Origin of the sequence: Bradyrhizobium sp. 134 (assembly GCF_023074155.1) — a bacterium.
Classification (GTDB): Bacteria; Pseudomonadota; Alphaproteobacteria; order Rhizobiales; family Xanthobacteraceae; genus Bradyrhizobium.
The window spans coordinates 1-884 of the sequence record NZ_JADPKX010000047.1 but is presented as its reverse complement, the minus strand read 5'-3'; the positions used below and the strand labels follow the sequence as shown (position 1 = coordinate 884).

Annotated in this window: 1 protein-coding gene; it reads left to right on the top strand. The window is 63.9% G+C overall.

Annotated elements, in window-relative coordinates:
- Positions 1-884, top strand: an 884-nt coding sequence (locus tag IVA75_RS20120; RefSeq protein WP_247282888.1) for a sensor histidine kinase, incomplete at both ends; no start/stop codon positions are given.

The window sequence follows — 884 nt, the reverse complement described above, 5'->3', positions numbered from 1 at the left end:
AAGCGGGCATTGCGGCCCGATGGATCCGTGCGTTATCTCGATATATTCAGCTCGTCGGTGCGGGATTCGGCAGGCCGCTTCCTTTATGGCGTGCGCGTTGCCCAGGATGTCACCACCACCAAGCAGCTGGAGGACCGCCTGCGCGAGGGCGAGCAGCGGATGCGCGATCTCCTTGAGGCGTTGCCGGCGGCCATCTACACGACGGACGCCGAGGGCCGCATCAATTTCTTCAATCGAGCCGCGGTCGAGATGGCGGGCAGAACGCCGCAGCCGGGCGACGAGTGGTGTGTGACCTGGAAGCTCTATTGGCCAGATGGCACTCCGTTGCCACACAACGAATGCCCCATGGCCATCGCGCTGCGCGAGAACCGTGAGGTCCGCGGTGCCGAAGCCGTGGCCGAACGCCCCGACGGCAGACGCGTACCATTTATCCCTTATCCGACGCCCCTGCGAGACGCCGCGGGCAATCTGGTTGGCGCCATTAACATGCTGGTCGATATCAGCGAGCGCAAGCGCGCCGAGAACGCCCAAAAGGTGCTTATCGACGAGCTCAACCATCGTGTGAAGAACACTCTGGCCACCGTGCAGTCGCTTGCGAACCAGACGGCTCGCCACGCGGGCGACCTGAAGGAATTTCTGCCGACGTTCACTGGACGGTTGCTTGCACTGGCCCGCGCGCACGACCTGCTCACCAGGCGAAACTGGCAGGACGCACCTTTCGAACAGCTGGTCCACGACGTCGTCGCTCCGGTGTCAGGTGGACGGGTGGTGACAGACGGGCCTCACGTCGATCTGGACGCGCGCAGCGCACTGAGCATCACCATGGTGCTGAACGAGCTTCTGACCAACGCCGCGAAGTACGGCGCACTCTCGGTGCCCGATGG